The sequence below is a fragment of the Pseudoalteromonas sp. N1230-9 genome, from assembly GCF_032716425.1.
Classification (GTDB): Bacteria; Pseudomonadota; Gammaproteobacteria; order Enterobacterales; family Alteromonadaceae; genus Pseudoalteromonas.
In genome coordinates this window covers 2,946,524-2,972,029 of the sequence record NZ_CP090419.1, presented here as the reverse complement: position 1 = coordinate 2,972,029, position 25,506 = coordinate 2,946,524, and the positions used below count along the sequence as shown (strand labels likewise).

Below are 25,506 nucleotides of genomic sequence, written 5' to 3'. Positions count from 1 at the left end.
TGCTTGCTATAGTAACAGTGTTTTCACTCGTATGCAGCTTTGAAGTAAGAGCATCCTATTAGATTTTTTGGTTTTATATAAGGTACTAAGCCGATTGAAGTTAGAATTTTTCAAGGTAGTATTTTATTGCCACGCATTTGTTTATACTGCTTGGCTGAAAATGAACTTCAGATCGTAATAAATATAAAAATAGAGTAAGCAGCATATGAGCACAAAGGATAAAATCATACATACCAGCATTGAGCTATTTAATCTCCATGGAGAGCGTGCTATTACGACCAATCACATTGCTGCGCACATGGGTATTAGCCCTGGCAATCTGTATTATCACTTTAAAAATAAAGAAGACATCATTCGTCACATTTTTGCTTTATACAGTGAACACCTCCATACGCACTTTAAACCACTAAAACCTGAAGACAATGCGCTTGAAAACTTAGCAGGGTACTTAGACTCTTTGTTTGAACTGATGTGGCGATTTCAATTTTTTTACGATAATTTGGGTGATATTTTATCCCGTGATGAAGTATTGAAAAAAGACTATATTGAGTTTCAAGCTGCGCTGTTAGAGCAGGTAAAAGAGGTGTTATTTGCATTACGTTCAGGTGGCATTATTACTATTGATGACGCCGATGTAACAGAACTTGCCCATATGCTTAAAATGACAGTGAGCTTTTGGACACCTTACATTAAAGCCCGCCGCTTGAGTGGTGAGCTTGCCAGAGAAGATATTTATAACGGTATTTTAAAAGTACTATTGCTATTAAAAGCTCATTGTACAGAGCAACATTTGGCACAAGTAAACAAATTAAGAGCAAAGTACTTAGCACTTGCTGACACTGAGCAAAGCGAACAATAATCCTACAAAGCAGTTTATTTCCTAGACGCTATAATTTTTGTTATAATCGCGCGCCCTTGAGGTTGGTATGCCTCGGGCCGTGTGAATCCCACTGTCTAAGAGTGAACTATGCTTAAATTTATCGTCAAATTACATCCTGAAATCGCTATTAAGAGTAAGTCTGTTCGTAAGCGTTTCACCAAGTTATTAGAAAATAACATTAAGATCGTTTTACGTCGCGTTGACGAAAAAGTGCAGGTTAGAAATAACTGGGACAATATCTCAGTAGTAAGCCTCCTAGACTCTGAGCAAGTTCGCTTAGATATTATTGATGGCTTAAAACGCATTCCTGGTATCGTACAGTTTATTGAAGTAACAGAAACAGAATTCGACTCAATCGACGATATCTACCAAAAAGCACTTGAACTAATTGGCCACACTATAGCAGGCAAAACATTCTGCGTGCGTTGTAAGCGTTCAGGTAAGCATGACTTCACATCGAGCGATGTAGAGCGCTACGTAGGTGGTGGTTTAAACCAGCATGTTGAAGGGGCGCGCGTTAAATTATCTCACCCTGAAGTTACAGTACGTTTAGAAGTGCGTGACGATAAAGCCTATATCGTTACCCAAACTCACTTAGGTATAGCGGGCTTCCCGCTACCAACACAAGAAGATGTACTGTCGCTTATGTCAGGTGGTTTTGACTCTGGTGTTGCCAGTTATCAAATGATTCGTAAGGGTGCGCGTACTCACTTCTTGTTCTTTAACTTAGGCGGTGCTGCACACGAAATCGGTGTTAAGCAAGCAAGCTATTATATCTGGAAACAGTTCAGCTCTACTCATAAAGTTAAGTTTGTGACTGTTGATTTTGAACCTGTTGTTGCTGAAATCCTTGAAAACGTAGAAAACAGCCAAATGGGTGTGGTTCTTAAACGTATGATGATGCGTGCCGGTAGCCAAGTTGCAGAAAAACTAGGTGTACAAGCCCTTGTAACGGGTGAAAGTATTGGTCAAGTTTCAAGTCAAACACTTGCGAATTTGAGTGTGATTGACCGTGTGACTGAAACTTTAATCATTCGTCCGTTAATCCAACACGACAAGCAAGATATTATTAATATTGCGCGTCAAATTGGTACGGCTGAAATGGCAGAAAGCATGCCTGAATACTGTGGTGTGATCTCTAAAAAGCCAACAGTTAAAGCTAAAATCAAAACGATTCTTGCCGAAGAAGCTAAGTTTGATTTCGACGTGCTAAATACGGTCGTTGAAAATGCGCGTGTGATGGATATCCGTGATATCGACACCGAAGCAAAAGAAGAAGTGAAAGAGGCCGAATCTGTATCTGACTTACCAGAGGGGGCGGTTGTTGTAGATATTCGTTCACCTGAGGAAGAAGATGCCAATCCACTGGAGCTGGAAGGTATTGACGTTGTGCATTTACCTTTCTTCCGTTTAGCCACTAAATTTGGCGACTTACCAAAAGATAAAGAATATTACCTATATTGTGCGAAAGGGGTAATGAGCCAGCTGCAAGCGCTGATCCTGCACGAAGAAGGCTACAGTAATGTAAAAGTGTATCGCCCATAAAGGATACTGATAAAAGCGCGACACGTTCGCGCTTTTTTAATGGCTGGTGGAATTACTTATTTGGCGCTCATGCCTACGCGCCGTTTACTTTTTCCCTTGAAGCGTGCTTACTTTTTATGAAAACTCAGCTGATTTGGTTTTTATCAAACTGAGCATTGCTTGATTATGAGGGGTTTTTACACCCAGCTTTGCACCTTGCTCACATACATAACCACAAATAGCATCAATTTCAGACTCTCTATTATGGCTGATGTCTTGCTGCATAGATGAAAAGTTTTCAGCGGTTGCAGTCATCACACAATAGGCCTGATCCAGTGCCTCGTTGAGCTTTACTTTGATACCTTGTTTATTAGCCACAAGGCAAGCTTCGCTGAGCAAATTAATGATACGGGTATTAAATTGCGGTGCACGTAACTGACCATTTTTAACGTTATGAATGGCTGTTAATGGATTAATAGCAATATTCACTAACAGTTTTTGCCAGCGCAATGCGTGAATATCATCGCTTACAGAAAAGTGCGGTAGGCTGCTAAATAGGTGTTTAAGTTCATTGAGCTTTTCACTTGCAGCTATATTACATGCACCCAGCACGCTTTCACCATTTCCAGTATGGTTTACACTATAAGGTGTTACTTTAAACCCAGCTAAACGTGTTGTTAAAAACGCTAACCCCTGAGTAGCTAACAGCTGGGCATTGAGTTCATCGACATTACCCATACCATTATGAGAGATAACGATCTGGCACTCTTTACTGAGGTAAGGTGTTATTTGCTTAAAAGCCGCTTGCACCTGAAATGCTTTAACAGTGATCACCACCAAGTCAAAGGGGGCAGACCCTGCAAGCTCTTGATGATTAATAAGACGAGCTTTAATAGGGTGTGATTTACCATTACTCGTTTGGTAGAAGCGGGTGGTCAGGGTTGGTTTTCGGGTAAGTAATGTGATGTCATGCTGCGTGGATAAAAAATAGCAAAATAATAAGCCAATTGCGCCATCACCAACAATGAGAGTCTTAGCCATTGCGTTGCTTATTACCTAAGTGAAAACCAAGCTTTATAACAAAGTAGCTTACAGCACCAATAAAGTCAGCAACAAAATCACCAACAGAAGCTTGTCGGTAAGGTAGCATATCTTGCATAAATTCAATAGCAGCACCATAGCCTGCAAGTAGCAGAATTTGAACTACAAGAGGGAGTTTAAATGCTTTATCCATTACCATAGCGAGCACGAAGAAAATGCCAAAATGTGCGACTTTATCTATATGTGGAAAAAGGCTACCGACGCCTTTAATTTCTTTGGCGAATAAGAAAGTGAAGCCGATAATACTTATTAAAAAAAGAACTTGGTAAACGCGCCTTGTCACGAAAAAATCCTAAAAGTCGTTTAAAAATGAACCCGCAGTATATCAAACATAATTATTATCGCACCTGAACGGCGTGCAGAAATATGTAAAGATTTATAAAATTGACGTTATAATCCTTGCCATATTAATTTTGAAAATTTGTTAGGAGAACCTCATGCCTTCATTTGATATTGTTTCTGAAGTAGAAATGAACGAAGCGCAAAATGCAGTAGACAACGCCAAGCGTGAGCTTGAGACGCGTTTTGATTTTCGTGGTGTTGATGCATCAATCGAATTAAGTGATAAAGTAATCAAGCTAAAAGCTGAAGCACCACAACAAGTTATGCAGCTTTTTGATATTCTCGCTGCGAAAATTTCAAAGCGTGGTTTAGATGTATCTAGCCTTGAGCTTAAAGATGAGTCGCGCAGTGGTAAGTACGTTATGCGTGATGTTGCACTTAAGCAAGGTATTGAAAAAGACGTAGCGAAGAAAATCGTTAAGTTAATCAAAGATTCAAAGATCAAAGTGCAAGCAGCAATTCAAGGTGAAGAATTACGTGTTACGGGTAAAAAGCGTGATGATTTACAAGAAGCGATGCAAGTTGTGCGTACTGCTGATTTAGGTCAGCCATTTCAATTTAAGAACTTCCGCGATTAATTCGCTGTTTGCACTATATACGTAATCTAGTGCATGAAAAATGAATTAAATTTCACTAAAGAGCCAAGCGGTCTATTCGTTTGGCTTTTTTGTTGATAAAAAAGCCTTTAGCGGTATAGCCGTCCATTGACTTTTATCCCTAAAATCATCACAATAGCGGCCTATTTTCAAGGTGCTTGCTGTACCTTCTAAGGTACCTATACTTCAAAGGTTGAAGTAGCAGCAAGATAATCGGGAAGCTGGTGCGTTTTCATGGAGAAAACAATGCCAACACTGCCCCCGCAACGGTAATGTGTGTGCCCTGCATACGCAAAGTCCGGAGACCGGCCTTGGAGTAACTTACTATTTGCGTGTGCGGTGGGCACAGGCTAGGGGATATCATGCTAAATAAATCTACCTTAGGCGTAGCGGTTGCTGCTGCGTTGTCTTTTTCTGTGTCTGCGGATGAGCAGTCAATCGAACATATTACAGTCACGGCGAATAAATTCGAACAATCAATTAATGATGTATTGGCCAGCGTAACTGTCATTAACCGCACAGATATTGAAGCTAGCTATGCGCGAGACCTACCAAGTTTACTTGCTACCCGTGCAGGCTTTCAAATCAATGCCAATGGTGGCTTTGGTCAAAACGCAGGTGTTTCGCTGCGAGGTTCAGGCACACGTCATACACTTATCTTAATTGATGGTGTGCGCACAGGGTCTGCAACGCTTGGCTATAAAGGCATTAGCAATATTCCTTTAAACAGTATTGAACGTGTTGAGGTTATTAAAGGTTCTCGCGCTGCTGTGTATGGCTCTGATGCATTAGCGGGTGTGATTAATATTATTACTCGCAAAGCACAAAACACGACCTTAGATGTTACATTTGGTTCTGATTCTTACCAAGAGTACCAAGTGGCTACTGGTGGTCAGTTTGCTGGTGTTGATATTGCTGTTAATGCTGGTTATGAAAAAACAGATGGCTTTGATGTATTGCAAGGCGTAGCACCCGATGAAGATGGCTATGAAAATAAAAACCTTGGCTTTAACCTAGGCTATCAAAATGAGCAACTAGGGGAACTTTTATTACAAGGTCAGTACTCAGAAGGTGAAGCGCAGTACGATAGTTCTTTTAGTCCTGCGGATAGCACGGTAGAAAAAGGCGAATTCGAAAACTACCAGGCTTCATTAGGTTGGAAAAAGGCCTTTGAAAAACACAGCCATGCGATTGATATTGCAATCTCAAGCGACAGCTCAGACGATTCACGTATCGACTATACAGGTGCTGCTGTGGTTGATAAGTTTGAAACTGAACGTAAGCAAATCGATTACAACGGTCAATACTTTTTCAATCAAGCGCTGACACTAAGCGGCGGTTTAAATTGGTATAAAGATGAAGTTAATACTAACTCTGGTACTTACTTAAAAGATAGCCGCGAAGTGTTTGCAGCATTTATTGGTGCTTATTATGATGATGAACAAGTACTTGCTAATTTAACGCTACGCCAAGATGATGACCAACAGTTCGGCGACGAAACAACTTATACTGCTGCTGTGGGTTATCACTTAAACGACATCGCAACATTCCGTGTAAGCCAAAGCACTGGCTTTAAATCGCCCACATTTAATGATTTATATTTCCCTGAACCAAGCCCTGGCAACCCCAATTTATTGCCTGAAACATCTGATAACCAAGAGTTAGGCTTATCATTAAATGTAAATGACATTAGCCTGGATATTGCGATTTTCCGTAATGAAATAGATAACAAAATTGCGTGGGCACCAAATGCATCAGGTAATTGGCAGCCAACAAATATCAATGAAGCTCGCCACGAAGGGATAGAGTTTAGTTTCGAAAACCAAGTATTTGGTTTTGATCATAGCGTTAACTTTACTTACCTATCAGCAGAAGATACTGAAACAGGTGAAGCGCTGACTTATGTATCAAAACAAAGCGTGAACTGGTCACTACATAAAGCATGGGGTGACTTTGATGCGGGTATTGATATGCAGTACCGAGGAGACCGCGATGGTAAACTCACGCACTTGCCTTCATATACTCTGTGGAATTTTGTAGGTCACTACCAAGCAACTGATAATTTAACCTTATCACTTCGCGTAGAAAACCTGTTCGATAAACAGTACAACGCCGTTGATGCCTATGGCACTGACTTAGATGGTGACTTCATCAACGACGAGCTTTATTACTACAACACGGCTGAGCGTCGCTTGTTTGTAGGTGCCCGTTATCAGTTCTAATAAAGAAAATTATTAGTTCTGCGTCTAAAAGCTCGCTACCTACTTAGCGGGCTTTTTTTATTTTAGTTTATCTGCGTAATACTGAGCGAATTTTTCAAGTTTAGGTGCAATAAGAATACTGCAATAGCCTTGGTTAGGGTTTTCGGTGTAGTAGTCTTGATGGTATTGCTCCGCAGGGTAAAAGTTAGTGAGTGGGCTTATTTCAGTGACTATTGGCTCGCGAATTTGCTTTTGTAAGTTAGCAATCATTGTCTCAGCCGCCACTTTTTGTTGTTCATCGTGGTAATAAATAACACTGCGATACTGGGTGCCAACATCATTACCTTGACGGTTTAGTTGCGTGGCATCGTGCAAAGTAAAAAACATTTCAAGTAAGCTGTGGTAACTTATAATACTGCTGTCAAAATCAAGCTGAACGACTTCGGCGTGACCGGTTAAGCCAGTACAAATTTGCTGATAGCTCGGGTTTTCAATGTCACCACCAGCATAACCAGAGCTGACGTTTAGCACACCTTTAACACGTCTAAATGCGGCATCAATACACCAGAAGCAACCACCGCCAAAAGTGGCTATTTGTATGTTGTTTTCCATTTTAATTTCCTCACCTTTTTGCTGACTATAGCTGAAAAAACAAAACGCCGTAAAGACGGCGTTTTATTATCGCTAAAGACTCGTTAAATGTCTTCCAGCGGTTTGTCTTTCGCTTGCTGTTCAAGTTTACCTTGTAAGTATTCGGGTGACTGAGTATTACGGGCAAGCGCTGTGTACGCTGCGGGAACTACATATAATGTTAGTAACGTAGCTACAATAACACCGGTAAATACCACAACACCAATAACCATTCGGCTCTCTGCACCTGGGCCACTTGCAAGTACAAGCGGAACAGAGCTCATCACAGTGGTGAGTGACGTCATGATGATAGGGCGTAAGCGTTGTGTTGCCGCTTGGGTAATGGCTTCGTTAAATTCAACGCCTTTGTCACGTAGTTGGTTAGCAAATTCAACAATTAAGATACCGTTCTTGGCGCTCAAACCAATCAACATCACGATACCTATTTGGCTGTAAATATTTAACGTCAGATCTGTAAACCATAAACCAAAGAGCGCGCCAACTAGGCCAAGTGGTACGGTTAGCATGATCACAAATGGATGTACAAAGCTTTCAAACTGGGCTGCAAGTACTAAGAAGGTCACTGTGAGCGCAAGAATGAACACATAGGTCATCGCTGATGCACCTTCGTAAAACAACTGCGATTCACCTTTGTAATCAATGGCTCCATCAATGTCATTCTCTTCAGCGGCTACTTGGTTTAAGAAATTAAGTGCTTCTTCTAGTGTGTAGCCATCAGCTAAGTTTGCACTTAACGTGATTGCACGCATACGGTTGTAACGGTTTAATCGCGATGCGGTTGCTTCCTCTTTTAAGGTAATAAGGCTGTCCAGTGGAACGAGTTCACCACTGCGCGATTTCAAGTAGATATTTGAGATATCTGTTGGGTTAGCAAAGTCTTCTTTGGTCCCCTTGAGAATTACGTCATACTCTTCACCACGATCGATAAAGGTTGTGACACGTCGTTGCCCTAACATGGTCTCTAAAGTGCGGCCTACATCGGAAACGGATACGCCTAAATCTGCGGCTTTATTCTTGTTTATGTTGATTAAAAACTGTGGAAACGTTTCTTTATAATCATGGTCAATACGCACAAGGCCAGGGTTTTTCTCTGCACGCTCTATGATGCGATCACGCCACTTGGCGAGTTGATCATAATCGTTACCTTGTAATACAAACTCAATTGGACGCGATGAGCCACCGCCACCAATACCGCGGCGCATAATTGCAAATGCTCTAATATCTGTCACTTCGGTCATTTTACCGCTAATTTCGTCCATCACTTCCCATGTTGAACGCTTACGTTTATCCCAATCGGCCATACCAACGATTGCTACACCACCTTGGCCGCCCCAGCCAGGCACACGAATAAGTACGCGGCTTAGTTCTCCTGATTCAGAGTAAGGCATTAAACGTTCTTCAATTTTGGCCATGTTTGCTGCGTTATTCTCATAACTTGCACCTTCAGGGCCGCTCATCATGATAAAGAAAGTGCCGCGGTCTTCTTTTGGAGTGAGCTCTGATGGTACCTGCTTAAATAGCATAAAGCTGACAACACCCATTAAGATCATGGTAAATAATAGACCCCATTTACGGCTCATGTTCGATTGCAATGAGTTGCGATAGGCATTCTCTATTTTGCTAAACGAGCGATCCATCCATTGGCTAAATTTACTTTCTTTCTCTGAGGCTTTAAGTACTTTTGAGCATAAAGCGGGAGACAGTGTTAGTGCTGTGATACTTGAAAAGAACACTGCAGCACTCACCGCCATAGCAAACTCGGTAAATAACGCGCCAATTCGGCCATCCATAAATACCAACGGCACGAATACAGAAATAAGCACAAGTGTGGTGGCAATAATAGCAAATCCTACTTCACGGGCACCACGAAATGCTGCAAGTAAAGGCGGCTCGCCAAGCTCAATTCGGCGGTGGATATTTTCAAGCATAACAATGGCGTCATCTACCACTAGGCCGATAGCTAACACTAAAGCGAGCAGGGTAAGTAAGTTGATTGAGTAGCCCATTGCAAGTAAGAACATAAAGCTACCAACAAGTGCCACAGGTACTGTTACAGCTGGCACTAAGGTTGCGCGAATATTGCCAAGGAATAAGTAAATAACTAATACAACGAGTGCCATTGAAATTGCAAGGGTACGATACACCTCATCAATCGACTCTTTGATGAAAACAGACGAGTCATAACTGTCTTCAATGGTGGTACCTTCAGGTAAGTTGCGTTTGATTTTTTCAAGCTCAGCGCGAGCGTTATCAACCACAGTTAAGGTATTCGCTTTGGCTTGCTTTACGATACCCAAACCAATCATATTTCGACCATTACCACGAAATAGGCTTTCGTCGTCGGCCGCTTCTAAGTGAACATCTGCAACTTCGCCAAGGCGAACTAAGTAGCCGTCATCACCACGCTTAATAACAAGGTTTCTAAAATCACGTTGGTCTTTATAGCTGCGGGCAGTACGAACGGTAAAGTCACGGTCAATCGATTCAATTTCACCTGCAGGAAGTTCTACGTTTTCTGTACGAAGGGTATTTTCGATGTCACTGCTGGTGATACCTCGAGCAGCCATGGCTTTGCGGTTTAGCCAAATTTTCATTGCGTATTTACGCTCACCACCTACACGAACGTTTGAAACACCGTCAACAACGGCTAAACGGTCGACAATAAAACGCTGTGCGTAGTCAGAGAGCTGTAATGAGTCCATCGTTGTACTGTTTAGTACGAACCAAGCAATCGGACTTTCATCACTATTTGATTTTGATACTTCGGGTGGGCGAACTTGCTCTGGTAGGCTATCAAGTGCTCTCGCTACACGTTCACGAACATCATTTGATGCGGCATCAATATCACGACTGATATTAAATTCAATGGTGATGTTAGAACGGCCATTGCGGCTTGATGAGTTAATACTTTTGATACCTTCAATACCCGATATGCGGTTTTCGAGTACTTGGGTTATTTTGGTTTCGATTATCTCTGCGCTGGCACCTGTGTACTCAGTGCTTACACTCACAATTGGCGTTTCAATATCAGGGTATTCGCGCAGTGGTAGCATTGAAAATGCAACGAGACCAAAGGTAAGCAGCAATAAGTTTATTACGATCGCAAAGACCGGACGTTTAACGCTAGTATCTGTAATTTTCATGCTTTAGCCCTTGATACTAACTTTACTGCCGGTACGGATTTTAATGATCCCTTCGGTGACAACTTGTTGGCCATTCTCAAGGCCTTTATCAATAGCAACCCAACCATTGTGACGGCCAGCAACGTGCACTTCAACCTTGTTCACTACACCGTCTTCAATTTGGAAAACATAGTGTTTATCTTGCTGAGGAATAACTGCTTTTTCTGGCACCATAAGCGCTTGGTTTGAACTAAGCTGTAAGGCGGTATTTAATAACATACCAGGGCGTAGTAAACGGCTACTATTTACAAAGCTGGCTGTTACTTCAACGCTGCGTGTTACAGAATCAATGCGTGAACTAATGTGGGTCACTTTGCCATTAAAGGTTTTTTCTGGGTAGGCATCGTTTTGAGTCATAACTTTCATACCTAGCTGTAATTGTGCTAGGTATTTTTCAGGCACTTTAAAATCAACTTTAATAATGCTGATGTCATCAAGGGTGGTAATATTTGTGGCGCTACTTACATAGGTACCAATAGATATCTCACGTTTACCTAACAATCCCGAGAATGGCGCTGTAATTGTCATTTCGGCTAATTTTGTTTTTGCACTTTCAAGCTGAGCTTCGGTTGCATCTACACGTGATAATTGCTCTTCAAGTAATGATTTAGCTGTTGCTTGTGAGCGTGAAAGCTCAGTTAAGCGCTCTAGTTGGCGTTTCTCTTCTCTGAGGTTAATACTGAGTTCTTTAACGGTCAGTTGTTCTTCTTGTGACTGTAGTTGTACGAGTTTTTGACCTTTACTGACCAAGTCGCCATCATTAAAGTAGATATCAGTCACATAATCACTTTGGGCACTACGAATATAAATGGCTTGGTTAGCGCGAGCACTACCTATTGCTTCGATAAGTACCGCATTTTCTTCTGAGGTAACGGTGTGCGCGCTGACCTGAGTTGCAGTATCACCAAAGCCAGTTTGTTCACCTTGGCTTGAAGGTAAGTACAAATAAACACATAACCCTAATAACAGGGTAATAATAAAAGGAAAAAGCGCTTTGCCAGATTGTGTAGAATACATCATTGTGTTACCAGAGAATTAGTTGAGTGTAGTGTACAAAATTAGTACGTGTCGAGTATGTCAGGTATCCCGTAAATTTGTGCATTTGGCGTAAAAGTAAAAAAATGGCTGAGTTTGTTCCTGAAATGTAACTAAAAGTGAGTATTTGCTATGAGTAAAGAGTCAAAATGTAACTACTGCCTGATGTTACGAAAAGTCGTGTTAGTGGGGATCGTTATGTTCGTATTTTATTTTTCTGTGTACGGTTAATATGTCTGATATTTTGAATATTCGTGCTCATGCATCCCGTCATGGTATCGAATTTTTGCTTGTGGGTGGGATTGGGCTAACATTTATTATGTTATTTAATTTGCTAAGGCCTGGCGAAATTAGCATTATCGAGATTTTTCTTGCAAGTAGCTGCATTGCAGCAATATTCATTGGTTATTTAAAAACGCAGGAACCCTACTTTAGTTTCACTTTCTGCGAAGATGCGCTCATTTATCGTCATAAAGTCGGATATTGGCAGTTAAATAGAGAGAATTTTCATCATAGTGGTATACCAAAAGTGGAACAAGGCTTAGAATACCTTGAGTTAAATGCAGTTGGTATTAAACTCAATAACATAGATGAGTTTTTGATGCAGATCCAGCCAAGAATCGCAGGGCGATTATTGATTGAACAGCGTCACCTATTTATGCAAGTAGTTCAAAAACATTGCAAAAATGGGGATTGCCCATCAGAATGGTTAATTGAGGATACGCAATACACGGCTCCAAGCGGGCAGCGTTACAAAGGATTGATAGCTATGTTTGCCAATCGAACGCGGCATCTTGGTCAATTGACAGGGTATGATCTACTGTTACCTGCCAATGTACTCGATACTGATATTTGGCAATTTAGTGCATATTTAAATCGTTGGAAATTAAACCCTAATGAGTTTATAAATACTCAATTACACAAAAATGTGAATCGTTAGGTGGTAGTAAGCAGGATAAGGCTATGAGTCAAGAACGTTCTTTTATTAAAAGTGGTCGAAACACGATAATTCATAAAGATAGAAAGCTCGATCTAGTTATCGTGAATGGCGAAAACCACCCACGAATTAAGGTGACCCAAAACGGGCTTGAACCCTTTAAAGAAGAACTGCCAAAAAATCGTCGTGAAGCGAAAGAGCGCTACCTTGAAATGGTTTATATTACTAGTGCAGATGTTTTCGCAGAAGAAAAGCGTTTGCTCTTTATTCAATCTTTAGATGGACGAGAGTATAAGGTGGATTACAGTAAAGTAGGCACTAAGCTATTTGTGCGTATTCATCAGGATAGCTATCTCTAAGCCCTTCTTTAATTTGGCACTTTACTTGCTTGGTATTCACTAATTTGACGGCTGGAAATGAGTCTGGCTTTGTTTTCTAAGGTGATAAACATGAGACGAGTGCCCCTTCTTGCTATTGTTATTACAACACTAACAGCATGTGGCGGCGGTGGTGGTAGTGATAGCGACAATACCTCTACTGCTGCGACAGTTAACGCAGGCGCAGATCAACAAATAATAGAAAAAAGTGAATTTACTGTCGTTGCAAAAGGCTCGCCAGCAGATGGTACCTTTACTTGGCAGCGTGTGAGTGGCCCCGCTATAGAAGGGTTTCCTGCTGACGGTGCTGAGCAGTCTTTAACAGCTCCTGATATTAAGCTCGATTCAGAACTTGTACTTCGTGTAGATTACCAAACAACCGATGGGCAGTTAGTGAGCGATGAAGTGAGCATTTTAATCAGCTCTAATAATCAGCTTCCACAACCTGTAATCACACAAATCGCCCCTGAAGAACTCCCTTCTCAGTATAATGATGAAATTATTTTAAGTGGTGAAGAATCGTTCGATCTTGACGAAAATGGTTCAATAAACGGTTATCTTTGGTCACAACTGTCAGGCCCAGATCTCGTTATCAATAGCTATACAGATAAAACAATCAGCTTTAATCACCCTCTGCTTGAAGCGAATACACAAATGACATGGCAGTTGACTGTCACTGATGACGAAGGGGGCTCTGCAAGTATCGAACAAACGTTCACGTTAAATAAAACGAACGAGATCATCGTTGCAAATGCAGGACAAGATCAGCAAGTTATTGAGTTTGATACCGTAACACTTGATGCGACTAATAGTGAGGTTGTCACCACTACCAAACAATGTTTTTGGCAGCAGTTAACGGGCGACGTTGTGACACTTGCAAATCAAAATCAATGTATTACTTCATTCACAGCTCCAGATGTTGATACGGATACAGCACTCAGTTTTGAAGTCACTGTAACGGATAGTAAGTCACGCAGTGATAATGATACAGTTGTTATTGATATCAGGCCTAAACCACTTGGTTACATTAACGATACGGGCATGAATGATTGTTATAACAATTCGCAAAAAATTAATTGCAACAGTGACGATTTCCCAAATCAAGATGCTGATTTAGGCAGAGACAGTGTTGCTAATCAGCTTGATAAGGTAGGGCAAGGTGACTTGGCATTTGATTTCACAAAATTAAACCAATTTGCAGATGAGTTGCCCGATGACGCCACAAACTTTAGCTGCGTTCGAGATAATGTTACGGGGCTGATTTGGGAAGTAAAAGCGGCAAGTTCAGCACTGCCGCCGGCAACGACTGTCCGTGCCTCAACAAATCACTACACTTGGTATTTAGATGAGGGAAATGGAGCACAAACAGGAAGTGTGCAAGGTGCGCCAAACTCAACATGTCCAAGTAATACCGCCTGTGGTTTACAAACTTATGTAGAAGAAGTTAATGCCACTGATTTTTGCGGGGGCACAAACTGGCGAGTGCCTACTTATACTGAGTTGCAAGGCTTGCTCGATTACTCTAAACAAGGTGAAGCAAGCTTACTGAGTAGTGAGTTTTTCCCAAATCAACCTGATGCGACCCAGTTAAGCAGTAATAGTGCCGCATTTATGCCGTACTGGACATCACAAACTGCTGCTGATGGTACGAGTTTATCGCAGGCCTATATTATTGATATGAGTAGCGCGAACGATTTAGCGTATCCAAAAAACAATACAGCGTTTGTTCGCTTAGTCAGAACACCAGGAGAGTAAAATGCGTCAATTATCTTTGCTAGTATCGGTAGGATTATTTGCAGCATCAGCCGGTGTTGCTCAAGCACAAGTGTGTTATGACGGTGTCGCAGAAACGACGCCAACAACGCGGTTTGTTATTAATGACGATGGCACGGTAAGTGATAGTAAAACAGGGTTAATGTGGCAACGCTGTAGCTTTGGTCAAAGCTATAATACAGAAACATTAAACTGTGAAGGAACTAGCCAACAATTATCATGGGGTGAGGCATTACGCGGCGCAACGATGAGTGATTATGCTCAGTATAACGACTGGCATGTACCAAACATAAAAGAATTGGCGAGTATTTTAGAACATCAATGTGTTCAACCGAGCATTAATGAACAAGTTTTCTATGCCACCAAATTACAAAACTACTGGAGCAGTACCTCAGGTAAAGAACGAACTGATCTTGCTTGGGTTTATCAATTTGATAAAGGCGTAAATAGCTTACATGCGAAAACGTCGGATCTGTATTTACGCCTAGTTCGTTACGAAAAGTAACGTTGAATTATTTCTAGCCGCGCTTTTTCAAGCGCGGTTTTTATATCAGCCCCTTTTATTCCCTGAGCAATAAACTGCTGAGGATTTACAGCGCGTGCCTGCTTGGCAGTCTGTTTAAGTTCATTAGCAAAGTTAAGTGGTTTTTGTTCACTGATCTCAAGCGCTTCTAAAACTTGCTCGAAACGCTCTGGGCGTCGCCACAAATCAAGCTGATTAAAGCAGCTCAAAACTGCATCGCTATCTAATTGACTAGCACACAGTGTTTGCCTGTGTGCTTGCGTGTTTAATGCTAAATCTCGTACTTCATTGGGTAAACGAATTTTCAGAGCGAGCGTTTTAATTGCCTCTTCACTGAGCGAAAGTGTTACTTGGCTAAACAGTAATGCAGTATTGGTAATTCCACGTTGTTGCGCATAATTAAAACGAGCTTGTAAGGTTCGATATAAGGCACTGTCCCACTGCTTTTCAAGTGAAGGGCTTATTACGTGTAAGCCTTTAATGTCGAATAATACATTCAAAAATTCAGCAAAGGCTCCATCACTTAATGACTTTTCGCATTCTAGCCAAATACGTTCTGCGGTGAGCGTTTCAAGCTCGCCATTGGCCACCATGGACACAAGCAAACGGTTAGTTTCAGGTGCAATGGTAAAGCCTAAGTAATGATAACGGGCTGCAAAGCGAGCAACACGTAAAATGCGTAAAGGATCTTCACTAAAGGCATCGGACACATGGCGTAAAACACGGTTTTTAATATCGTTTTGGCCGTTGAAGGGATCGAACAATGTGCCGTCTTTCGCTTGAGCAATCGCATTAACGGTCAGATCACGGCGTATTAAATCTTCTTCTAAGGTGACATCAGGGGTAAAGTCGCAGATAAAGCCAGTATAACCTTCTCCTTGTTTTCGCTCTGTGCGAGCGAGTGCATATTCTTCTTTTGTTTTTGGATGTAAAAAAACAGGAAAATCTTTACCAACTTGTTGATAGCCTTGCTTAAGTAGTTCTTCTGGTGTCGCACCAACCACAACGTAATCACGCTCTTTTATCTGACGACCAAGTAGGGCATCCCTGACTGCACCACCCACTAAATAAACCTGCATAGTTCACCTGCTATTTTGCCTTTTTGGTATTTTACGTTATTTATCTATTAAAATGCGAACAAGGTTTTAAGTGGCGTTTTTTTTTGCCATTATAGGCCGTGATTTTAAACGCAAGGAATATCACGGTGTATTTAAGCTATTTCGGCTTGTCAGAAAAACCTTTTTCGATTGCTCCGAACCCTGAATATTTATTTCTCAGTGAGCGCCATAAAGAAGCGTTAGCGCATCTAACTTACGGCCTAGGAGAAGCGGGAGGGTTTGTATTGCTGACAGGTGAGGTTGGTACAGGGAAAACAACATTAACAAGAAGCCTGCAAGAACAGCTTCCAGAAAATACACAAGTTGCACAAATTCATAACCCTGCCTTATCGCAACTTGAATTGCTGGCCAGTATTTGTGATGAACTAAATATTACTTACGACAGCAATAATGCGACGTTGAAAACATTAACCGATGTGATCAAAAAGCACTTGGAGTCAAATAATAGCGCTGGTGGCCACACTATTTTAATTATTGATGAAGCGCAATTACTTGCTCCTGATGTACTTGAGCAATTGCGTTTATTGACCAATATAGAAACGGATCATAAAAAGCTATTACAAATCGTTTTAGTGGGACAACCAGAGCTACAAGCATTACTTAAACGCACAGAACTTAGGCAATTGGCACAGCGTATAACAGCACGCTATCACCTATTACCGCTAACTGAAGGGCAAGTATTTGCGTATGTTAAACATCGTTTGTCTAAAGCAGGAACCGAACAAGCGTTGTTCTCCAGGGATGCTCTAAAGGCTATCTACCAAGTGACGCAGGGCGTTCCGAGGTTGATTAACTTATTGTGTGAACGCTGTTTAGTGGGTGCTTTTTCTCAACAAAAGTTGAGCATAGATAGTGAACTGGTGATGCGTTCTGCTGAGGAAGCTTTGCCACCAAGTAGCACCGTCATTACAGCAACCGCCAATACACAATCCAATTATGTTTGGCTTTACCCTGTTTCATTTTTAGTCGTATTAGGTGTGGGTATTGGTTTATCCTACCTAATATAAAGAGTGCTCATTTATGTCATTACTTTTAGATGCAATTAAACAATCTGGTCAGCATGAGCAAACCGCCGCTGAGCATGACCAAGCTGCATTACAATTAAAACAGCAGCAGGAATTAACTCGTTACAGACGCCTAGCCTTGTCATTTGGGCTTTTATTAGCTGCAATTTTGACGCTAATGGCAGGGTTTTCGATTGGCAAATGGCTACAAAACAATAAGTCATTGGATAGCGCAGTTGCTACAAGCACGCAGCAAACGATTGATAAAAACGAGGTAGTGGAAAAGGCGGAACAAGCTGCCACTGATGCTGCGCAAACGACTGCTCAGCCACACGCAATAAATGCGGCTGTAACGTCAACACAACCCCCGCAACCTTCAATGCAACAAATGCCAGTGCAAGGGCAACAATATCAATGGGTTCAGGTACCTGTAAATTCAGTTCCTGTGTATGTTAATCAGGGGCAGCCTGTTTATCAGCAGCCAATTTATCAAGGCCAACCGGTTTATCAAACACAGCCACAGTTTTCACAGCCTGTGCAAATGATGCAAAATAATAGCTCGCAACAGGTAAGCGACCAAGGTATTGATTTAAGTAAATATAAGGTATTGGGTAAGCCGCTAAATAGCGAGCCATCAGCACCCCCTCAGCAAACCCCCGACAATGACGAGCTTAAAGATGTGCCCGATACGTTGAAAGATGCATTTGCTAAAGCGGTGCAGGATGTTGATAGCCAGCATTTTTCAGAAGTCACTCACAGTACGAAAAACTCATCGTATGCCGAGCCCATAGAGCTATTACCTGTATCGCTACAAAATCAGTTACCTACGATTAAGTATCAGGCACATATTTATGCGTCAGAAATATCAAAACGTTGGATTAAGCTAAATGGCCGTGAATTATATGAAGGTGACAGTATAGGTGTGCTGTCAGTGATCGAGATTACGCCAGAGCAAAGTTTACTCAGTTACGATGGTCACGAGTTTACCTTGAAAGCACTACAAGATTGGCCTGAATAGGTTTACTAAAACTGATAGCTTAGGGCGACTTTTATATTACGACCAAATATAGGTCGCCCATAAAATAGGGGATCTTGGTGGTTTAAATCATCTCTGGGATTGCCTTCTGTTAAACCAAGTGTGTTGGTGAGGTTTTTAATTTCTAGCTGTAAGCTTAATTGCTCATTCATGGTGAACTCACTGAAAAAATCCCATGTTTGATAAGCAGGCAATGCGAATTGATTGGCGGTATCTGAGTATCGCTTGCCGATGTAAGCCCATGTGATTGCAGCTTGAAAATTGTCTGACTTATACTCAGGTGTTAGCCTAAACTGTAGCTCGGGTGTACGGGTTATTTGGTTACCATTAAACTCGCTCTGAGGAAGGTATGATGGGATCCCGTAGAACCCTGCATCTTGCCATACCCCAACGCCTTTGAATTGCCAAGATGCGTTGTATTGGTAGCTGAATTCAAATTCTAACCCCTGCGTTTGTGTGTTAATTAAAATTGCCTTTTGTGGCCCTGTTGCACCTCTATAAACAGTAAAAGGGAGCGGGTCAAAATTAGTATCAAATAAAGCCCCACTAAATTGCCATTGTGATGTTTGCAGTCGTAAACCAATTTCACCCAAGGTTAAACGTATTGGCTTGCCAAAGTTTTGCTGGTCTCGCTCAATATTGTTGGAAGCCCAACCACGCGCATTACCAAAATTAATTAATCGAGGCATTTCAAAAGCGTCTGAGTAGCGAGCAAATACCGCAAGGTGTTGCTGTATCTGATAATTAGCGCCAACACTAAACGCTGTTTGGTTAAATGTGTCATGTAATGAACTTGGGGCAAGGTAATGCGAGTAATAAGGCTTTAGCGAATCGGTTGGTGATATTGCGCCTTCAAATAGGGTGCTGTCTAAGTTGAGGTTTTCATTACGAAGCGCAAGGTCAAACCTAAGGCTGTCTGTGATTTGCCAATCAAAATTAGCATAAAAAGAATGGGACTCAGATAAACCTACTCCTTTTAAATACACAGGACCTGCATACGATAAAAAGCCTTGTTCATTGAAGTTACCAACAACTTCTCCTTGATTATTTGTCAGTACAATTTCTAAACGATCAGGTTGATGCTTTACATCAGTGAGTAATTCACCAAACCATTGGTCAAGGGGTAATGAGCTAAAGTCGCTGCGCGCATAAATATGCCCTAAGCTGAGTGACCAGTGATCATCAAGGTAATTGATTCGAAAGTGGTTAATTAACTGTTGTTGTTTGTAGTGTGAGTGCAGTGGGAAACTGGAGGTGACTAAGCCATTTTCATTGAGGCGGCTAGGGGCATCGATTAACTTTTGGTCGCTAACCCGTCGGTACTGCGCGGTTAAATTTGTATCTTCAAAAGAGTGTTTAAAGTCGGTTATATCTTGTTGTTGTAAACGGCTTTGGGCATCAACAATGGTTTGGTTGCCTAAGTTCATAAGCGTGTAAAGTTCATTGTTTAGCTTGGCGTAACGAGTGCGGTTAGTGATATTTACTTTGTCACTCAGTGGCGCTTTAAATACTAACGTGTAACTATTCATTTGTGTGTGCTGAGCATCACCCAGATCATGAACAAGCGTGCCTTCAGGAGTGCGAAACGCTAATAATTTTAAATCGTCACTTAATAGCGTGCCATCGTCATAGGCAAGGCTATCGAGTTGTTGAATTTTTTGTTTATTTTCTAAAATTAGCGGAGCATAAAAGCTGGTTTTATCATTTAGGTGTTTGTAGCTAAAGTCAAACTCAAAACTGTCAGTTAACCAACTGATTTTTGCACTTAATTGGCCTCCTTTATCCGCTTTATAGCCAGGCTCACGAATACCATCTGAGGTACGGTAAAATCCACCGATTGTATAAAACAGTTCATCAGTTAAAGGGCCCGTAAAGACACCATCAAAGCGTGTGTAATCATAGCTGATGCCATGACTTAATTTGATTAGGTTAAATGGTATTGCAGAGCCTTGCCTTGTTATATAGTTCACCATAGCCGCAGGGCCATTAAGGGTAAAAATACCGCTGCTACCACCACGTACAGCTTCGATGGTTTGGTGGGTCAGATCGGGTCGTAAGAAAAAATCCCCCCATATTCCATCGTACGTAATGGGTAAGCCATCCTCCATCAAACTAATAAAACGAAACCCTTCACCGCCTCTTAAGCCTCTTGGTGAGACATTATTGTTTGTTTCGCCGCCTGAGTCTTCAACCCAAAAACCGGTGACATTTTTAAGCACCTCAGCGCTTGAATAAGGTGTTTGTTGCTCAAGCTTAGAGCTGGATAGTTGTGTAATAGAAATGGAAGAATTTAAGATATTACGACTTTTACCACTGACGCCTGTTACAATGATGCGCTCAAAATCATCAGTGTGCGTTTGCTTTGATAACGTGACAAAGATGCGCTGCTCAGTCAAAGCGAGTGTGAACTGATAGCGAGAGTCTTGCAGGACGTCAGTGAGTACTTCACTCAACGTGAAGTCCCCTTGTAAAGGTGGAAGCACGCTATGCTCAGTGATTGAGGCAGCACTGAGCTGCCAGCCACTTTGCGTTGCAATATCAAGCAAGCGCTGTTGCAAGGTTGCTTCAGCTAAATCGAATGCATAGTCAGTGGTAGCATGTGCTTTGCTAGTAAATAATATTAACCATATTAGTGTTGTGGCTAATAGTCTTAACAACATAGTTTAATTAGATATTTTTATTATTGTTTAAACTTTGTACCACTTTTAGCTTATTTTCGCTATGACACTTTTAGCTAATCTGCTGTCAATGTAAAAACACGGCCTTTTTGAGTCACTGTAATAGGGTAAATTTTTTCTAAACTACTTAACCAACCTTCAATCTCGGTTGTTAAGAACGTGCCGTTGTAGGTGAGTTCAGTTAGTTTTTTATCGCTTAAGTTAACCTGAACTTCACTGTACCTTGCAACATCATTAAGCACATCACCCAAGCGCGCGTTTTGGTAGACTAAATAGCCTTTTTGCCAGCTCATAGTCAGCGAGTCACCTTGTGCTTTAGTGTGTGTGACTTTACCCGCCTTTGTCATTTCGACAGCTTGTCCTTGAGTGAGTGTGACAGCGTCTTGTTGAGCTACAGAGACACTGCCTTCTAGTACATCAACACGAATAGAGGCTGGATTTGCTCGTACATTAAATACGGTGCCTAACGCTGTTACTTCACTGTTTTGATAACGTACAACAAAGGGTCTTTGTTTATCTTTACTGACGTTAAATAGTGCTTCGCCTTGGTATAAAATTAGTTCGCGAGATGCGCTGCTATAACGAACGGCAAGTTGAGTATTCGCACCTAAATCTATTTGACTGCCATCGTCTAAAGTAAAAGAGCGATGTTCATTAATTGTGGTATGAAAAAATTCATTTGATACTTTGTCATTTGCACTTGCTTGGGGGCTCACAGTGCTCATTGTTTTTAAAGGCGACTCTTGATTTACTAAAAAAATAAAACCAAATAGCAAGCAGCTTGCTGCTATGGCTAAATAGCTTGTGATAGAGCGATATTTAGAATTTGTTTTGTTAGAGGTAACAGCATCAAGCTCAGCCAATTGTTGTGTCACAAACTCATCACTTAATGTGGTTGATGCCGTCCAAAGCGACTGCATTTTTTCAAACACTTCACGATGGACTGTGCTTTGAGCTAGCCAATCGTTAAGCTCGTCAGGGTAGCGGTTTGTTTCGCTTTCAGTAAACTTTTCATCTAATACAAGTAACCACTCAGCAGCTTGCTCTTCGATATTTGCTAAGTCGTTCGGTGATGGGTTCATGCTAAGATCCTTAAAACTCATGACTAAAGCTCATGTTGCAATTGCTGGTAGCAATGACGAACTGCACGTAAAACATATTTTCTTACCATACTGGGTGAAATCTGTAAGGTTAAAGCTATTTCTTCGTAGCTTTGTCCTCGTATTTTATATAACAAGAATGCCAGTCTGCATTTATCAGGCAAACTAATGAGAGATTTTTCCATTTCTTTTAGCAACTCATTATTATGATGTGTCTTCTCTGGGTTTATAGAGCTGACAGGTTGCGTGCTGTTATCTGTATCAGAGATAAACTCATCAAATGGGCTGCGTGCTTTACGTCTCAATTTATCTATTGCTAAATTTGTTGCTATTTTATACAGGTAAGCAGCGATGTAATTGCTTATTTTTTCTTGCTCTAAACCTAGCAGCTTAACAAAGGCTTCTTGCGCAACATCTTCTGCTTCACGTTTGTCTAATCCTTTACTCATGATATGACGTATCAGTTTTTGCTGTTGCTTTAAAAACAACTGCTCAACTTGCTGGCGGCGACTACGCTGACAGTCTGATTCGGTATCGACTGAATCAATGGATTTGCGTCTAAAAGATAATAACGGTGGCATGAATCCGCATCCTACTCTTCCATTTGTATTGCATGTAGCGAGCCGAACATAGTCGGCTCGTCAGTGTTGACTATTAATTCAAGGTGGCCACTCGGCTCACTTTGCCTGAATCACTCACTGTTCTTAGTTGAACAGCAGCTGATGTTGTTAATGTTACGGGTCCTGTATAGTCATGCCATGTCATTCCATTGTCTAATGAGTACTGGGTCTGCATGCCAACAAATCGTGTATTAACGATTAACTGGCCATTATCTATCGTTGCCCCAGGAAGTGGGATGCGATAATTTACTCCAAACTGTTTAGGCATTTGAGCATTAATATCGACAACTTGGTAGTAGTCCAATAGTGGTAAGGCATGTTGCCCTAATGTGTTTGTAAATGTATGCCATGCTTGTTCAATGGCTAAACCTTCGGCTGGCATATCTTGCACCCAAGCTCGCTCTGCTGCGCCGAGTAACTTAGGAAATGTCATGTAGTCTAGTATTTCGGGTGATTTTTGGTTTTCACCAAATAGCTGTGCCTGAATACCTTGCACGTTTTGTTTACCCGTTTCACTGAGTAAAACCCACTTAGGATCCCATGGCACAGGGTTGCCAAGTTTGTCTTTTACCGCGTTGGCATAAATATTAAATGGGCGGTACTCAAATGTCTTTTTCGTGTCTGTATAGCCAGCCCAATGATAACCAATTTCATCAGGGTGCTTGTTGTAAGCTAAATCAAGATACAAGTTAGTTGCATGAGCAAGTACTACTTTTTTACCTTGGTTTGCGAACTTATAAGCTTGATGTTCATTTCCCCAGCCCCAGACATTATTCCAAAACACAGGGTAGATATCGCCGTAGTCAACATTGCCTGTGCCGTTGTGAGATAACACGTCTCCCCAACTTGCCATATCGAAGCCGTGTTGATTAATTATTTGCTTCCAACGAAGAAAAAAGTAATCAAAAATTTCAGCATCTGTTTTTCCTGCTGTGGCAGGGTTTTGTTGTATTGCAGGAGATTGTGCCCACCATTCATTTGGACCTAAGTGAGGCAATTCATCGCCCCCGCCGTGCAGGCGTGTGATGGTTGCATCAGGTACTGCATCATAAATTGCACGTGTTTGCTCAATAACATGATTTAAGAAAGTAAACGTGCTCTCTAGGGATGGATTGATAAAGTTGTCAGTGTAAAACTGTGGTGTGTAATATTGAGACTGGTCGAGTGGGTCGATTAATCTATATTTAGACGCTTCGATTGGGTCTGTATTTTTGTACTTATTGTAGCGATATTCCATCGCTTTAATTGCTGCGCGGGCATGAGCAGGAAAATCATATTCAATAATAACATCAATATGACGGTCGGCTGCGTATTGCAAAATTTCTTTAAAGTCTTCAACAGTGTAAAAACCCCAGCCCTTACCTAGGTAGTTTTGCTGCGCGATTTCGAACCCTTGAAAACTGGGCGGGGTACCTAAATTCGCAGCTGTTTTATCACTTGGTTTATTGTCAATGCCATCACCATGAGCAAATTCATTGGCTGCGCCCATAAATGTATGCAGCATAGATGTTTCATTGAGGTCATAGCCACGCTTAGCACCAAATTCAGTTAACTCAGGAATACCAGGAATTTCTAATCGCCAGCCTTCGTCGTTGGCGACATTAATCTCAAACTTATTTAGTTTGTAAAAAGCCATTAAATCTAACAGCTTAAACACAGTTTCCTTAGACTGAAAGTTACGAGAAACATCAAGCATCATGCCGCGGTACTCAAATCGAGGAGCGTCTAAAATCGTCGTGGCAGGTAGAATGGTGTTGTCGGATAAGGTGCTTGAGTTTTTTGCGTTTTTATACACCGATGTGGGGATCATCTGGCGTAGTGTTTGTATTGCGTAAAATACACCTTGCTCATCGCTGCCTGTAATTGTAATACCTGTAAATGGATCTACTTCTAGTTTGTAGGCACTTTTATCAGCTTGATTATCTTGATTAGTATCTAAATGTGGATCAAGTTGTAACTTGATATGATTTGGGCCATTTTGAGTTGTTGTATTGAGTGCAAATGTGCCACTTAATATGTCGCTTAAAGCAGTTTGTAAAAAAGCCGCTTCTTTATTGAGTGATGCTGGTGCAGAAATCGTTGTTAGTTGACTCATTAATGTTAAAAACTCATTGTCGATTGTAACGACTGAATGAGGTTGTGGAACCAGCTGGTTTTTTAATGGCAATGAGAGAATCGATGCATTATTTTCAGCATATCTTAATGCGGTGGTTTGCACGGGCATCACATCATTTGTGGCCTGTGTCGTTTGTTTAGGATCACTAGGGTCCATAAACACATCAACAAGTACAGCTTGAGGTGTTTGTCCGTTATAGCTGATATGAAAGCCAGAAGGAGAGTCATTTTTCAGCATTTGCCAGTATTGAGCAATGATCTCAATTTCACGTGACTCCCCAGGTTGAATAGGCGTAAAACCTGCAATAGGTTTTAAAACAAAGTAATCACCGCTTTTGGCGGCATCTGCATTTTCTAGGCTTAGTTTTTGTGCGGCAATATGTTGGCGCGCGTATTGTCCGTTTGGGTCAGAGTCAGGCAGAACACTGGCTGGTGGTCTTACTGAGCTAAAAAATAACGACCAGCCTGATTCACCTAATGGTTCTAAGCCATTGTTGGTGATTGTTAAACTACCAAGAAAAATATTTTCACCAATCCCGTGATCAATGACTTGCCAACTTAAAGCAAGGTTATCGGGGTGAGGTTGTGCAATGCTAAATTGGCTTGCTGTGAGTAGTGCTAAGCTCGATAGTGTTGTTGTAATTGTGTGCTTCTTTGCAAACATGGTGGCTCCTAAGACATTGTTATTGTATAGATAGAGCTGGTACCGCAAG

20 protein-coding genes and 1 riboswitch are annotated in these 25,506 nt (G+C 41.4%); of the genes, 10 read left to right on the top strand and 10 right to left on the bottom strand.

The window, feature by feature from the left end:
* Nucleotides 1-205: 205 nt before the first annotated feature.
* Nucleotides 206-859: a TetR/AcrR family transcriptional regulator gene (locus LY624_RS13775; RefSeq protein WP_341803229.1), complete on the top strand. Its 654-nt coding sequence runs from the start codon at nt 206-208 to the stop codon at nt 857-859.
* Between the two features lie 108 nt (nt 860-967).
* Nucleotides 968-2,425 carry a tRNA uracil 4-sulfurtransferase ThiI gene (gene thiI, locus LY624_RS13770; RefSeq protein ID WP_341803228.1) on the top strand — a complete coding sequence of 486 codons (1,458 nt, stop codon included), beginning with the start codon at nt 968-970 and terminating at the stop codon, nt 2,423-2,425.
* A gap of 114 nt (nt 2,426-2,539) precedes the next feature.
* On the opposite strand, the gene LY624_RS13765 is transcribed toward thiI, so the two are convergent.
* Nucleotides 2,540-3,445, bottom strand: coding sequence for a ketopantoate reductase family protein (locus tag LY624_RS13765; protein ID WP_341803227.1), 906 nt, complete (start codon nt 3,443-3,445; stop codon nt 2,540-2,542).
* A complete protein-coding gene (locus tag LY624_RS13760) occupies nt 3,438-3,788 on the bottom strand; it encodes a VanZ family protein (RefSeq protein ID WP_130149507.1) in 351 nt (116 codons plus the stop codon). Before LY624_RS13760 ends, LY624_RS13765 begins: the two co-directional genes overlap by 8 nt.
* A 154-nt stretch (nt 3,789-3,942) precedes the next feature.
* Between LY624_RS13760 and LY624_RS13755 the strand changes: the two genes are divergently transcribed.
* Together LY624_RS13755 and LY624_RS13750 are read left to right on the top strand one after the other, a co-directional pair.
* A complete protein-coding gene (locus LY624_RS13755; RefSeq protein ID WP_054551104.1) occupies nt 3,943-4,425 on the top strand; it encodes a YajQ family cyclic di-GMP-binding protein in 483 nt (160 codons plus the stop codon).
* Nucleotides 4,426-4,599: 174 nt separating this feature from the next.
* A riboswitch (cobalamin riboswitch) is annotated at nt 4,600-4,771 on the top strand.
* A gap of 34 nt (nt 4,772-4,805) precedes the next feature.
* Nucleotides 4,806-6,665 (top strand): TonB-dependent receptor plug domain-containing protein, encoded by a 1,860-nt coding sequence (locus tag LY624_RS13750; protein WP_341803226.1) that lies wholly within the window; start codon nt 4,806-4,808, stop codon nt 6,663-6,665.
* A 57-nt stretch (nt 6,666-6,722) separates the two neighbouring features.
* On the opposite strand, the gene msrA is transcribed toward LY624_RS13750, so the two are convergent.
* From msrA to LY624_RS13735, 3 genes are all read right to left on the bottom strand, one after another.
* On the bottom strand, nt 6,723-7,256 hold the full coding sequence (msrA, locus tag LY624_RS13745; protein ID WP_193987771.1) for a peptide-methionine (S)-S-oxide reductase MsrA: 534 nt from the start codon (nt 7,254-7,256) through the stop codon (nt 6,723-6,725).
* An 83-nt stretch (nt 7,257-7,339) separates the two neighbouring features.
* Entirely contained in the window at nt 7,340-10,438 is a 3,099-nt protein-coding gene (locus tag LY624_RS13740) for an efflux RND transporter permease subunit (RefSeq protein WP_341803225.1), read from the bottom strand.
* A gap of 3 nt (nt 10,439-10,441) precedes the next feature.
* A complete protein-coding gene (locus LY624_RS13735; RefSeq protein WP_130149643.1) occupies nt 10,442-11,494 on the bottom strand; it encodes an efflux RND transporter periplasmic adaptor subunit in 1,053 nt (350 codons plus the stop codon).
* Between the two features lie 250 nt (nt 11,495-11,744).
* Between LY624_RS13735 and LY624_RS13730 the strand changes: the two genes are divergently transcribed.
* The 4 genes from LY624_RS13730 to LY624_RS13715 all read left to right on the top strand — a co-directional run bounded on the left by LY624_RS13730 (nt 11,745) and on the right by LY624_RS13715 (nt 15,104).
* The gene (locus LY624_RS13730; RefSeq protein WP_130149511.1) at nt 11,745-12,452 is read left to right on the top strand and encodes a DUF2982 domain-containing protein; all 708 of its coding nucleotides are present in this window, start codon (nt 11,745-11,747) and stop codon (nt 12,450-12,452) included.
* A 23-nt stretch (nt 12,453-12,475) separates the two neighbouring features.
* Nucleotides 12,476-12,808, top strand: coding sequence for a hypothetical protein (locus LY624_RS13725; RefSeq protein WP_237119930.1), 333 nt, complete (start codon nt 12,476-12,478; stop codon nt 12,806-12,808).
* A gap of 90 nt (nt 12,809-12,898) precedes the next feature.
* Nucleotides 12,899-14,581 (top strand): Lcl C-terminal domain-containing protein, encoded by a 1,683-nt coding sequence (locus tag LY624_RS13720; protein ID WP_341803223.1) that lies wholly within the window; start codon nt 12,899-12,901, stop codon nt 14,579-14,581.
* Nucleotide 14,582: 1 nt separating this feature from the next.
* Nucleotides 14,583-15,104: an Lcl C-terminal domain-containing protein gene (locus LY624_RS13715; protein WP_341803222.1), complete on the top strand. Its 522-nt coding sequence runs from the start codon at nt 14,583-14,585 to the stop codon at nt 15,102-15,104.
* Here LY624_RS13715 and LY624_RS13710 read toward each other — a convergent pair.
* Complete coding sequence (locus LY624_RS13710) at nt 15,092-16,201, bottom strand: tRNA nucleotidyltransferase (protein ID WP_341803221.1); 1,110 nt, start codon at nt 16,199-16,201, stop codon at nt 15,092-15,094. The two genes, LY624_RS13715 and LY624_RS13710, sit on opposite strands and share 13 nt — an antisense overlap.
* Nucleotides 16,202-16,326: 125 nt before the next feature.
* Between LY624_RS13710 and LY624_RS13705 the strand changes: the two genes are divergently transcribed.
* Together LY624_RS13705 and LY624_RS13700 are read left to right on the top strand one after the other, a co-directional pair.
* The gene (locus LY624_RS13705; RefSeq protein WP_062568764.1) at nt 16,327-17,247 is read left to right on the top strand and encodes an ExeA family protein; all 921 of its coding nucleotides are present in this window, start codon (nt 16,327-16,329) and stop codon (nt 17,245-17,247) included.
* Nucleotides 17,248-17,260: 13 nt separating this feature from the next.
* A complete protein-coding gene (locus LY624_RS13700) occupies nt 17,261-18,262 on the top strand; it encodes a general secretion pathway protein GspB (RefSeq protein ID WP_341803220.1) in 1,002 nt (333 codons plus the stop codon).
* Between the two features lie 5 nt (nt 18,263-18,267).
* Here the strand turns inward: LY624_RS13700 and LY624_RS13695 are convergent, their stop codons facing one another.
* The 4 genes from LY624_RS13695 to LY624_RS13680 form a co-directional block, all read right to left on the bottom strand.
* Complete coding sequence (locus tag LY624_RS13695; protein ID WP_341803219.1) at nt 18,268-20,940, bottom strand: TonB-dependent receptor; 2,673 nt, start codon at nt 20,938-20,940, stop codon at nt 18,268-18,270.
* Nucleotides 20,941-21,014: 74 nt separating this feature from the next.
* Complete coding sequence (locus LY624_RS13690) at nt 21,015-22,040, bottom strand: FecR family protein (protein ID WP_341803218.1); 1,026 nt, start codon at nt 22,038-22,040, stop codon at nt 21,015-21,017.
* A 23-nt stretch (nt 22,041-22,063) separates the two neighbouring features.
* Nucleotides 22,064-22,639 (bottom strand): RNA polymerase sigma factor, encoded by a 576-nt coding sequence (locus LY624_RS13685; protein WP_062568768.1) that lies wholly within the window; start codon nt 22,637-22,639, stop codon nt 22,064-22,066.
* A gap of 73 nt (nt 22,640-22,712) precedes the next feature.
* Nucleotides 22,713-25,457, bottom strand: coding sequence for a family 20 glycosylhydrolase (locus tag LY624_RS13680; RefSeq protein ID WP_341803217.1), 2,745 nt, complete (start codon nt 25,455-25,457; stop codon nt 22,713-22,715).
* Nucleotides 25,458-25,506: the final 49 nt, after the last annotated feature.

Coding starts and splice junctions, on each gene's coding strand:
- LY624_RS13690 (WP_341803218.1), bottom strand. CDS start 22,040: ATGAACCCATCACCGAACGACTTAGCAAATATCGAAGAGCAAGCTGCT.
- LY624_RS13710 (WP_341803221.1), bottom strand. CDS start 16,201: ATGCAGGTTTATTTAGTGGGTGGTGCAGTCAGGGATGCCCTACTTGGT.
- LY624_RS13695 (WP_341803219.1), bottom strand. CDS start 20,940: ATGTTGTTAAGACTATTAGCCACAACACTAATATGGTTAATATTATTT.
- LY624_RS13750 (WP_341803226.1), top strand. CDS start 4,806: ATGCTAAATAAATCTACCTTAGGCGTAGCGGTTGCTGCTGCGTTGTCT.
- LY624_RS13755 (WP_054551104.1), top strand. CDS start 3,943: ATGCCTTCATTTGATATTGTTTCTGAAGTAGAAATGAACGAAGCGCAA.
- LY624_RS13740 (WP_341803225.1), bottom strand. CDS start 10,438: ATGAAAATTACAGATACTAGCGTTAAACGTCCGGTCTTTGCGATCGTA.
- msrA (WP_193987771.1), bottom strand. CDS start 7,256: ATGGAAAACAACATACAAATAGCCACTTTTGGCGGTGGTTGCTTCTGG.
- LY624_RS13715 (WP_341803222.1), top strand. CDS start 14,583: ATGCGTCAATTATCTTTGCTAGTATCGGTAGGATTATTTGCAGCATCA.
- LY624_RS13775 (WP_341803229.1), top strand. CDS start 206: ATGAGCACAAAGGATAAAATCATACATACCAGCATTGAGCTATTTAAT.
- thiI (WP_341803228.1), top strand. CDS start 968: ATGCTTAAATTTATCGTCAAATTACATCCTGAAATCGCTATTAAGAGT.
- LY624_RS13700 (WP_341803220.1), top strand. CDS start 17,261: ATGTCATTACTTTTAGATGCAATTAAACAATCTGGTCAGCATGAGCAA.
- LY624_RS13735 (WP_130149643.1), bottom strand. CDS start 11,494: ATGTATTCTACACAATCTGGCAAAGCGCTTTTTCCTTTTATTATTACC.
- LY624_RS13765 (WP_341803227.1), bottom strand. CDS start 3,445: ATGGCTAAGACTCTCATTGTTGGTGATGGCGCAATTGGCTTATTATTT.
- LY624_RS13725 (WP_237119930.1), top strand. CDS start 12,476: ATGAGTCAAGAACGTTCTTTTATTAAAAGTGGTCGAAACACGATAATT.
- LY624_RS13730 (WP_130149511.1), top strand. CDS start 11,745: ATGTCTGATATTTTGAATATTCGTGCTCATGCATCCCGTCATGGTATC.
- LY624_RS13680 (WP_341803217.1), bottom strand. CDS start 25,457: ATGTTTGCAAAGAAGCACACAATTACAACAACACTATCGAGCTTAGCA.
- LY624_RS13685 (WP_062568768.1), bottom strand. CDS start 22,639: ATGCCACCGTTATTATCTTTTAGACGCAAATCCATTGATTCAGTCGAT.
- LY624_RS13720 (WP_341803223.1), top strand. CDS start 12,899: ATGAGACGAGTGCCCCTTCTTGCTATTGTTATTACAACACTAACAGCA.